The sequence below is a fragment of the Bradyrhizobium sp. 147 genome (genome assembly GCF_023073935.1).
GTDB lineage: Bacteria > Pseudomonadota > Alphaproteobacteria > Rhizobiales > Xanthobacteraceae > Bradyrhizobium.
This window is the reverse complement of record NZ_JADPKL010000018.1, coordinates 40,724-50,888: the sequence shown is the minus strand read 5'-3', so window position 1 is coordinate 50,888 and position 10,165 is coordinate 40,724. Positions and strand designations below refer to the sequence as shown.

8 protein-coding genes and 1 pseudogene are annotated in these 10,165 nt (G+C 64.2%); 6 read left to right on the top strand and 3 right to left on the bottom strand.

What is annotated here, in order from left to right; translation table 11 throughout:
- Positions 1 to 148: 148 nt before the first annotated feature.
- The 4 genes and pseudogenes from IVA87_RS04315 to IVA87_RS04300 all read left to right on the top strand — a co-directional run bounded on the left by IVA87_RS04315 (position 149) and on the right by IVA87_RS04300 (position 3,368).
- Positions 149 to 1,063 (top strand): DUF692 domain-containing protein, encoded by a 915-nt coding sequence (locus IVA87_RS04315; protein WP_247305053.1) that lies wholly within the window; start codon positions 149 to 151, stop codon positions 1,061 to 1,063.
- Positions 1,053 to 1,832, top strand: a complete 780-nt coding sequence (locus IVA87_RS04310) for a DNA-binding domain-containing protein (RefSeq protein WP_247332823.1) — start codon at positions 1,053 to 1,055, stop codon at positions 1,830 to 1,832. Before IVA87_RS04315 ends, IVA87_RS04310 begins: the two co-directional genes overlap by 11 nt.
- Positions 1,832 to 2,340: pseudogene (locus IVA87_RS04305) on the top strand (DoxX family protein). Before IVA87_RS04310 ends, IVA87_RS04305 begins: the two are co-directional and overlap by 1 nt.
- 215 nt (positions 2,341 to 2,555) lie before the next feature.
- Complete coding sequence (locus IVA87_RS04300) at positions 2,556 to 3,368, top strand: class I SAM-dependent methyltransferase (protein ID WP_247305044.1); 813 nt, start codon at positions 2,556 to 2,558, stop codon at positions 3,366 to 3,368.
- A gap of 28 nt (positions 3,369 to 3,396) precedes the next feature.
- Here IVA87_RS04300 and IVA87_RS04295 read toward each other — a convergent pair whose 3' ends face one another.
- Positions 3,397 to 4,950: a L,D-transpeptidase gene (locus IVA87_RS04295; protein WP_247332822.1), complete on the bottom strand. Its 1,554-nt coding sequence runs from the start codon at positions 4,948 to 4,950 to the stop codon at positions 3,397 to 3,399.
- A gap of 276 nt (positions 4,951 to 5,226) precedes the next feature.
- The gene (locus IVA87_RS04290) at positions 5,227 to 6,663 is read right to left on the bottom strand and encodes an oligosaccharide flippase family protein (RefSeq protein WP_247305038.1); all 1,437 of its coding nucleotides are present in this window, start codon (positions 6,661 to 6,663) and stop codon (positions 5,227 to 5,229) included.
- Between the two features lie 262 nt (positions 6,664 to 6,925).
- Here IVA87_RS04290 and IVA87_RS04285 point away from each other — a divergent pair, with 262 nt between their 5' ends.
- A complete protein-coding gene (locus IVA87_RS04285; protein ID WP_247305035.1) occupies positions 6,926 to 8,014 on the top strand; it encodes a glycosyltransferase family 1 protein in 1,089 nt (362 codons plus the stop codon).
- Complete coding sequence (locus tag IVA87_RS04280) at positions 8,011 to 9,078, top strand: endo-1,4-beta-xylanase (RefSeq protein WP_247305032.1); 1,068 nt, start codon at positions 8,011 to 8,013, stop codon at positions 9,076 to 9,078. Before IVA87_RS04285 ends, IVA87_RS04280 begins: the two co-directional genes overlap by 4 nt.
- 110 nt (positions 9,079 to 9,188) lie before the next feature.
- On the opposite strand, the gene IVA87_RS04275 is transcribed toward IVA87_RS04280, so the two are convergent.
- Complete coding sequence (locus IVA87_RS04275; protein WP_247305029.1) at positions 9,189 to 10,139, bottom strand: DUF6492 family protein; 951 nt, start codon at positions 10,137 to 10,139, stop codon at positions 9,189 to 9,191.
- Positions 10,140 to 10,165 lie beyond the last annotated feature (26 nt).

The following is a 10,165-nucleotide window of genomic DNA, read 5'->3' as shown; positions in this document are numbered from 1 at the left end:
GGCATCGGGGCATTCCTTGAATCATCGCAAAGTCCTTCTCGCAAAAGAACTTTCGCTGATTCGCGCCCCGATGCGCCTCAATACTGTGAGAAATGCGGGCTAACGCACCGCGTCGCGCCCACGACAACGGTGAAGAGCGGAGGAATCCATGACGACGGCAATCGTGCCCGAGGCGTCTGCGGTGCCACTCCGCTACTCCGCTCCCATCGGCGGTGTTGCCGGGACGAGCTTCAAGCCCGAGCACCTCCAGGCCATCCTGAGCACGGGCCGGCAATGCGGCTTCTTCGAGGTGCATGCCGAAAACTATATGGGCGCGGGCGGCCCGCCGCATCGCGCGCTGGAGGCGATCCGCCGCGACCATCCGCTGTCGCTGCACGGCGTCTGCATGTCGATCGGCGGACCCCAGCCGCTCGATAAGGCGCATCTGGCCCGCTTCCGAGATTTGGTAGCTCGCTACCAACCAGCGCTGGTGTCCGAACACCTTGCCTGGTCAACGCATGAGACCAGCTTCTTCAACGATCTTCTGCCGCTGCCCTACACCGAAGCGACGCTGGCTTGCGTCTGCGACCACATCGACCAGGTGCAGGACGCGATCTGCCGTCCGTTGCTATTGGAAAATCCGTCCACCTATGTCGCCTTTCGCGAATCGTCGATGAGCGAGACCGATTTCATCCGCGCCATTGCCGAACGCACCGGCTGCGGGCTGCTGCTCGACATCAACAACGTCTTCGTATCCGCGGCCAATCACGGATTCTCCGCGCTTGAGTACCTCGCGGAATTTCCGCTGGCGCACGTCGGGGAGATCCACCTCGCCGGCCACGCAGAGCAGGCCGATGACGAAGGCGACCTGCTGCTGATCGACAGCCATGACGGCCCGGTCGCGGATGCCGTATGGAAGCTATTCGAGATCGTCATCCGGCGCCGCGGTGGCGTGCCGACGCTGATCGAATGGGATAGCAAGATTCCGGACTGGCCGGTGTTGCAGGCGGAAGCCGCCGCCGCACAGGCAATCCTCGATCGCTGCAATAAGACTGCAACTGCGGGAGACCGTCATGCCGCCTGAGCAGGGCCTGTCCTTTGCCGCCGCCTTTACGCTGGGACTGCTGGACCCCACGCGGGCGGCGCCCGCGATCGTGGCGGGTCCGAACGGCAAGGCCGCCGGCAAGCGCTACGCTGTCTACCGCAACAATGTCACGGTGAGCCTGATCGATGCCCTCGCCGCGATCTATCCGGCGGTGCAGCGCATCACCGGTCCTGATTTCTTCCGTGCCATGGCGCGCTTCCACATCTGCAGCAGCCCCCCGACTTCCCCGCTGCTGTTCGAATATGGCCGCGAGTTTGCCGACTTCATCACACGATATGAGTATGCGCAGACAATGCCCTGGCTTGCGGATGTTGCACGCATCGAGCGGGCGTGGCTCGATGCCTACCATGCGCAGGACGCCGCGCCGTTGTCGGCCGCTGCGCTGGCGGCCTTCGCCTCGGAACGGTTGGCCGATCTAGTCTTCATCGCGCATCCGGCGCTGCGCATCGTGCGCTCGTCCTTCTCGGCAGTGACGATCTTTGCCGCCAACCGCGATGACGCACCGATCGGGCGCATTGACGCGTCGACGCTGGAAGACGCGTTGATCACCCGGCCCGAATTCGACGTTATGGTGCGTCGCCTTCCGCCCGGCGGCGCAGTGTTTGCCGAACGCCTTGCTTCGGGCGAGCCACTCGGCGGGGCCGCCGCGTCGGCGCTGGATGCATGCCCCGATTTCGACCTCGCTTCCAACATCACCGGCCTGATCGAGGCTGGCGCATTCACTTCGCTTGCTCTCGGAGACGCATGATGATCACCGATCAACGCATGACTGCGGGAAGCGCCCTGCCATCACTTGGGCTGCTGCTCGACAACGCCAACTCTCTGGTACGGACGATTGCCGCGCCCTCGCTCGTTCAGCTCGTGCTGCGCGCGGCGCTCGCCGTTCCCTTCTGGCGCTCGGGCATTCTCAAGTGGGACGGCTTCCTCAGACTCAACGACACCGCGGTGACGCTGTTCAGCGACGAGTTCATGCTGCACCTGCCCGGCGGGCCCTATCACTTTCCTGCGCCGGCGGTAATGGCTTCCTGTCGGGATGTGGCGAGATCATGTTTCCAATCCTGCTGGTGCTGGGTCTCGGCACACGGTTCGCTGCGCTCGGATTATTGCTCATGACCGTCATCGTCGAGCTCACCGTGCCCGACGGCTGGCCGATTCACCTCACTTGGACGGCCATGGCACTCGCCCTCATGGCTTACGGACCCGGGTACATCTCGCTCGATCATCTAATCTGTCGCGCGCGATCGCACGCGCGATAGGACGCTGCGCGCCTTACATCCCGCTCAACCCGCTATCGACGGCGGGCGTCTGCGCGGTGCGACGGCGCGAAATCGTAGAACGAATGGCCGGCTTGGCCGACATCGCCTGGAGCGCGCCCGATGCGGAAACCGGCCTGGTTCACATCTTTGCTTGCGCGCTGAGCTAGCGGTCCATGGTAGCTTGATCTCGCGTCTGAACCTTCAGCGAGGCAAGCATGTCCGACACCGACAAGATTTTCGCCGGCTCCGTCCCAAAACTCTACGACGAATATCTCGTCCCGATGATCTTCGCCGCCTATGCCGACGACATCGCAAGACGGGTCGCTGCGCTCTCGCCTTTCGTACTGCTCGAGATCGCGGCCGGCACCGGCGCGGTGACGCGCGCCGTGGCGGCGGCGCTGCCGCGCAGCGTCCGCTATGTTGCGACCGATCTCAGCGAGCCGATGCTCGCGGTTGCAGCGCAGCGTCAGGCGGACGATGCCCGCATTGTCTGGCGCCAGGCGGATGCGTTGGCTCTTGCGTTCGGCGACGCGGAATTCGACGTGGTCTGCTGCCAGTTCGGCGCCATGTTCTTTCCGGATCGCGTCAAGGGCTATTCCGAAGCAAAGCGCGTTTTGAAGCCGAGCGGCACGTTCCTCTTCAACGTCTGGGACCGCATCGAGGACAACGTGTTCGCCCACGATGCAACGATCGCCTTGGCCAAGCTGTTTCCCGATGATCCGCCGCGTTTCATGGCCCGGACACCGCACGGCTATTTCGACCATGCGATCATCAGGGCCGATCTCGAACGGGCAGGTTTTGGCAGCGTCTCGATCGAAACGCGATCCGCAATCAGCCGCGCGCCAACAGCGGAAGACGTGGCGATCGCCTACTGCCAGGGCACGCCGCTGCGCGGCGAGATCGAGGCAAGAAGCGGCGGCGACCTTCAGGCGGCGACTGACGCGGTCACTGAGGCGATCCGGATGCGCCATGGCTCCGGACCGGTCGAAGCCAAGATTCAGGCTTTGGTGATCACGGCGCGGCCGTAAGCCTGCGCCGCAGGCGATCTCGGCGTCCCTACCAAAAGCCTCGCTGCACCGGCTGCGTCGATTGGTAATACTGATACTGGCCTCTCCGGCGCGGATTGACCGGTTGCACGTACGGATCGCGCTGGAAGAAGAAGCCGAAGCCGTTGCCGCCATTGTCCCAGCCGTCATCGCTCGCGATCATGGCAGGCGCGGTCGGCTTGCGCGTGATGAAGCCGCCCTGCGGCTGATTGCTCAGCACCGCAACGAACTCGGTGCGGTAATTGGTCTCGCTGCTCAACGGCTCGTCCGAGATGATGATCGAGGAGCGCGGCAACGCGGTCGGCGCGATACGGTCGAGCACGTCCTGCGGGATGGTGATCCGGTCGAGCGCGGCCCTCGCCTCGTCGCCGTTTTCGATCGTGACCACGCTCCAGCGCAGGCCCGTATCGGTCCTCGCCATCGCCGTGAAAATATGCGTGCCGAGCGGCTGGTCTGGGTTGCGGATCGTGACGGGGACCTCGATGCTGGTGTCGAACACCTCGCCGCCGCCATCGGGCGCCGGCTTGTGGGTGTTTCGCCGCACGTACAGCTTCTGCGTCGCACGGCTGATGTAGACCGAGACCGGCTCGAGCGCGAGCTTTGCATCGGTCGCCGCCTTCACGGCGTCGGCTTTCCTGGCCGCGGCGACCCTGGCGGCCTCCTTGGTGGCGGCGACCGCCTCGCGCTTCGGCTGCGCCGCGGCCTTTGCGGCATCGAGCTGCGTCGCTGCATCCGCAGCCTTGGCGGCGGCCTTCTGCTTCAGCTCCTCGGCCTTGGTCCGGGCCTGATCGGTCTTCGCGTTCGCGAGCATCTTGTCGGCGAAAGCGAGCTCGGCGTCGGCGCGAGCCTTCTGCTGTTCCAGCTTGCGCAGCGCCGCCGGCAGCGAAGCGGCTTCTTTTGCGGCTGCCGATGCCGCCTTCTTGGCCTCGTCGGCGGCCCTGGTGGCCTCCTCCGCCTCGGCGGAGAGCTTGTCGGCACGGCTCGGCGCCGCCGCAATGGCCTCCCGCTTCGGCATGAAAAGCGAAGGGTGGGAGAACGCGGTCGGGACCGTATCGTCCGGCGAGATGATCACGCGCATCCCGATATACGTCTTGTCGAACAGATTCTCGGCAAAGCCGAACGGCATCCGCACGCAGCCATGTGAGGCGGCATACCCGGGCAGCGGACCGCCGTGCAGCGCGATGCCGTTCCAGGTGATGCGCTGCATATGCGGCATCCAGGCATCATCATACATGGTCGAGCGGTGGTCCTTGTCCTTCTCGATGATGGCAAAGACGCCCGCCGGTGTCTCGCGTCCCGTGGTGCCTGTCGACACCGGCGCGCGCAGGATCCAGCCGTCGGAATCGTAGAAGGTGACCTGCTGGCTCTTGATCGACACGATCGCCATGATCGGCTCGCCGGCTACGCGCGGCGCCACCGCCTCGACCGGCTGACGGGCCTGCTTGGCAGCCGTCGCCGGCGCCACCGCCGCGAACATGGCCAGCGTCGCAAGCGCAATGATCCCGGTAGGCCCCTGACGCAGCACCGCTCTGGTGGATTGCGCCGTCGTCGATCGGTTTTTCATGCCATCCTCGGTCGAACTGCCAGTCCGCTGGTGTCGGTCAAATGTCAAATTGCTATCTCTGGATTAAGAAATCGCATCCGCCTTACGTTCCGTCTGTGGCGAGATTCGGCACGTTCCCGCGACAAATCTCTCCTATACGACGGTTCACATCGGCGGAAGGCGGCCCCCGGCCGAAGCTGGCCCGAAGCCGGCCTCGATCGCTGCGGCAGAATGTCCGGCTAACCTGGTTCAGCTGCACGGGACAATGCCGGGAGCGGGTCAGGCTCGCCATGATCGCTAAACGCCCAGCGCCTTCCGGTTGAACGTTCGCAGGAGGCGCAGCGACAACGTTCGCACGTTCGCGACGTTCAGCAGCCACGCCGCGGCGGCGTAAGCGAAGCCACCGGCGAGGCTCACGACGATGAGCGACCCGAGACCGGTGCCGCCCGCTTGCGATCGCGCGATCAGGATCGCGGCCGCCATCACCGCAGCGGAAGCGGCAACAGCGGCGAGGCGATTGAGGTCGAACGGGACCGGGTGGGCCCGATGCATCAAGAGGACAGCCACGAGGAAGCCGATCGCTTCGGTCGCGAAAGTCGCCAGCGCCGCACCGTAGAGGCCATAGCCGGCGACCAGCGCGAACATCAGGATCACGCTGACAACCAGCGTGAGGAAGGACTGTGCCGCCAGCATGAAGGGGCGTTCGGCGAGTTGGAAGCTGATCTGGACATAGAACTGATTGGCGATCCCGAACAAGCGGGCGAGCACCAGAGTCGGCAGCAGCGCGGACACGCCTGCGCGGAAGTCGACGCCGACCAGCGTGCCGGCGACCTGGTCCGCCGCCAGCGCAAGCCAGACCGCCACGGGCGCAACGACGACGAGCAGCAGCTCGAGGCTTTCGGTTAGCCGCTCCCGCGTCGTGTCATTGTTTTTCTCCGACAACGACCGGAACACCAGCGGCACCGTCGCCGCGGCAACGCTGGAGGCGATCATGACCATGAACTGGCGCGGCAGGTCCGCAGCAACGCCAAAAATGCCGGCGGCATCGTTGCCGAGCAGATAAGCGACGATGAGACGGTCGCAGGCCGAGTAGACCGCAACGGAAAGCCCGGCCAGCGTCAACGGAAGACCGTAGCGCGCCAGCTGCATGAACTGGCTGCGCTGGAAACGTCCGATCTTGGTGCGGTCACCGACCAAATTCAGGATGATGCCGGCGAGCGAGCCGAGGCCGAATGCCGCGAGCAGCCCCAATCCACCCCAGCCGAGCCAGATCCCGGCGAGCCCAAAGCCCACGCTCGACACGCTGCGCACGATCGAGATCGCCGCGAAGCGGTAGGGCCGCAGCTTGGCGCGCTCGAACTCCTGGCCGACATCGACCGCATTGGCCATGATCGCGACGAACATGCTGGCGATCAGCAGCTCGATGCTGACGTCGCTTCGGAACAGGAAGACCAGCGGGGTCGTCGCGCAGAGAACCGCGGCCGTCAGCGCAAAGGCGACCATCGCCGTGCCGCGAAAATCCACTTCCGCCGAGATCGCCTGATAGCGGGATACCGACAGCTTGATCCAGGCGAAAAAGATCGCGCCCAGGATTCCCGCAAGACTGATGCCAACCACATAGACGCCGTACTCCGCCGGCGTCAGCAACCGTGTGTAGGCCGTAACCGCGAAGAACCCCACCGCCGCAGGCAAGATGTAGGCGACGAGATAAATGGAGAAATGGCGATTCAGCATGCGGACTCGGGACCGGTAACGGCCGTGAGGATTAACGAAGCGTTAAAACACTTGGACTTTGGTGGAGCGATCGGACGGCGCGCTGGCGCCGGCAAGATAGCCGCATAAGTCTGCAAATCGGACCGCGAATGGAGCAATCGCGCGCTTATCGCGCGTTAGCGTTAAATTTGCCCTGTCCTTGAACGGGCCGGCGGGATCACGGAAAAGAAACAATGATATCGCAACGTCGCCCCGACTCCTCCGATGTGCTGATGTGACTGACATGGACGTTGCGGAACAAGCACGGGCGAAGCCGGCCTCTCGGCCGCATCGCGGCACCGACGCGCCGCTTGTGCCGGCAACCTCCGGCAACGCTGGCGGCGACAGGATGGTCCTCAACCTCTTCTTCGAAGAACGGGACGACCGCTGGTTTCCCGGTGACCGCCATCTCCGGCCGCTGCTGCGGCGCTTGCTGGTTGGCAAGTCCTATATCAGCGGCCAGCGGCGCGTGCTCCTCAATCTGTGTGCGGGCCTCGATCGGCTCGGCATCCGCTACCGAGTCAACGACTATCGCTACATCCAGAAGCACCCCGAGGAACTGGCCTGCATCATCGGCCGGCCGTTCGTGCTCGACTGGTTCAAGTGGAAAAACCCGCTGCTGCTCGGCGTCGCCATGTACGACCACCCGCTCGATGCGCCGGCGAGTCTGAAGGATCTCAACGTGAAGCGCGTGCTGGTGCCATGTGCCTGGTACGCCGACATGTTCCGTCCGCACTGGCCCCATGTCGGCGCCTGGCCCGTCGGCATCGAGACCGATTTGTGGACACCAGCGCCAACCGAGCAGAAGAGCGTCGACGTGCTGCTCTACGACAAGATCCGCTGGGATTACGGGCGCTACGAGGCGGAGCTGATCGAGCCGATCCGCAGGCATCTCGAAGCAAGCGGCCGCACTGTCGAAGTGATCCGCTACGGCCATTACAGGGAGGACGACTACAAGGCGGCGCTGGCGCGCTGCCGCAGCATGGTCTTCCTGTGCGAGCACGAGAGCCAGGGCATCGCCTGCCAGCAGGCGCTGTCGAGCGGCGTGCCGGTCTTTGCCTGGGATCGCGGCGGGCCGTGGCAGGATCCGAAATATTTTCCGCACAAGGTGAGGTACGAGGGCGGCGTGTCCTCGGTCCCCTATTTCGACGCGCGCTGCGGCATGACCTTCACGGATGCGGATGGCTTCGGATCCGGCTGGGCCCGCTTCTGGTCACACGTCGGCGCGGGGGACTTCGCACCGCGGGACTATGTGTTGGACAATCTGACGCTCGAGAAGGGCGCGCTTCACTATTACGAGATCGCCAAAGCGGCGATGCAGCCTCACGCGTGACTAGGCTCGACCGACGCGAATTCTTGCTCGGCAGCGCCGCAACGCTCGCGGCGGGGGCATCCGCGTCTGCAGTGCCGGCGTCGAAGCGTGCCCAGCGCCGTCCGGGCTTTGGCGCTGCGGCCACGCTCTGGGACCTGCAAGCCGATCCTCGGCTTGGGGACGCCATCAGCACCTATTGCACTCAGGTGGTGCCGGTGCTCGAGCTGAAATGGCCGATGCTGCGGCCGGATGCGCACACATTTGCTTTCGAGCGTGCCGACGCGATCTTGGATTTTGCGCAGGCGAACGATTTGACGATGCGCGGCCACGCGCTTGCCTGGTATCACGACATTCCCGACTGGACCAAGCAGATCAAGGACGGCAAGGGCGTCGAGCGCGCCTTCGTCGATCACATCGGCACCGTCGTATCCTACTACAAGAACAAGCTGACGTCGTGGGACGTCGTCAACGAGCCGATCCCGGACAATCCGAAGAAGATCACCGACCGGCGCGACACGTTCTGGACGCAGCATCTTGGTCACGGCTGGATTCCGCTGGCCTTCCGCACCGCCGCCGCGGCCGATCCCTTCGTCAAGCTCGCGATCAACGAATATGACATCGAATCGGCCAAGGACTCCTTCATCGCCAAGCGCACGGCCTACCGCAACCTGATCATGGACCTGCTCGACCAGGGCGTTCCGCTTCACGCCGTCGGACTGCAATCGCATCTGCATGCCGAGCTCGAAATCGACACACACGGGCTCGCCGAGTTCGTCACCGAGCTGCGTTCCTGGGGGCTCGAGGTGCTCGTCACCGAACTCGATGTCGACGATCAGAAGCTCGCGGGGAGCCCGGCGGAGCGCGACGCCATCGTCGCCAAGCGCGTCGACGATCTGCTGACGGCCATCTCAAGCAGCGGACCGGTGCGCTCGATCCTGACCTGGGGCATCTCGGATCGCTACAGTTGGATCAACGGCACCTTCGCGCGCAAGGACAAGCAGCCGAACCGTCCTCTGCCGCTCGACGGCGAGTTCAAGCCGAAGCCGTTCATGGACGTCATCAGCAAGTTCACGAAGGATGCTTGAGCGCGCTATCGTTTGAGCATGATCTCCGCGCAAACGCGTTCCGCGTTTGTCGCGAGGAAAAACCGCTGCACATTTTGCGCGAACGCCGCCCTTCGGGGTCGGATCATGTTCTAGCGCGTTTTCGGCACCTCGAATGCTGCAGCCTCGCCCATAAGGTCAGGCGACAGGCTCGGCGCGCGCTGGTCGCGCGAATTCAACCGGAATACCTCGCGGATGTCGACGATGGAAGTCGACGAATAGGATTGGATGCAGAGCGCGACCTGTTCTGGCGAGGCCGCGCGCATCATCGCTTCGATGGCCGGACGGTCGAGACGCGTGTCGTCCCAGTGCGACACCGCAATACTGTTTTCCGTGACCCGATGCGCAGCCAGATGCGCGGGTGAGCTCGCGACGAAATGACCATAGAGCAGGTATTCGGAAAACTTCTTCTTGCGGCATAGCGCCAGGACCCAGTTCAGTCCTGTCGCCGCCTTGATGGCGCCGGTCATCGCCCGCGCAGTGTCCTTGTCCCAGACCAGCGCGTTGCCGACATAATCGTCTGCCGGAAACGAGCGCTCCTCGATACCCAGAAGCTGATCGACGGTGCGGAGCCACAGGCCATGCAACGGGTGGTCGGCGCCGATCGCCTTTGGAGTAACGAAGAGCGGCGTCTTCTCGCCGCCGGCGTACTGGCCAACGTCGAATTCGCGGAAGAAGAGATTGTCCGAATCCAGGATGCAGACGCGCTGCTCCGGCGCGTTGAGAACGCCGGCGATCTTGAGGATCTGCTGGATGTGCCAGCCGTGCACCGGTGACGAGAGCAGCGAGAGCCAGACGCGCCGGCTGCTGATGAACTGGAGAGCCGGCGGGAGCGCGAAGAGCCATTTCGGCAGGTAACGCGAGGCCGGAACGATCACGCGCTTGTCGGAGGCAAACCGCTCGAACAGCGGCACGTCCTCATCGTTAACGAGAACATAATGCCGCGTGTATCCCGAGAGCCAGGTGTCGATGCTCTCGCTGAGCAGCGAAAAGCGCTCGATATCCTTGGCGTAGCTGGCGGTCAGCAGGGCAACGGAATGCATGGGCGCGCTCAAATGGGCCATCGGGC